Annotated in this window: 1 protein-coding gene; it reads right to left on the bottom strand. The window is 66.5% G+C overall.

Annotated features, from left to right (window positions below; translation table 11 throughout):
* The coding region (locus TBIF_RS24220) for an IS256 family transposase (protein WP_038172472.1) at positions 1-215 on the bottom strand (215 nt) is incomplete at both ends.

Raw genomic sequence — 215 nt, 5'->3', positions numbered from 1 at the left:
TCGATGGACACGCCGGTCGCGACGACCATGGCCTGGGAGACCACGTGCGGGCCGACCCGCACCTTGCAATACGTGGCGTCGAGAAAGACGTAGGGGAAGGTGGTGTGGTTGAGCGTGCGTTCGCGGAACGCCGCGACCTCGACGTCGAGGCCAGCGCAGATCCGCGACACCTCAGATTTCGAGATGCCCGATTGGACGCCGAGGGCGGCGACGAG

The organism is Tomitella biformata AHU 1821 (assembly GCF_000524475.1).
Lineage (GTDB): Bacteria > Actinomycetota > Actinomycetes > Mycobacteriales > Mycobacteriaceae > Tomitella > Tomitella biformata.
The sequence above is the reverse complement of the archived record's forward strand: the minus strand, read 5'-3'. Positions and strand labels throughout refer to the sequence as shown.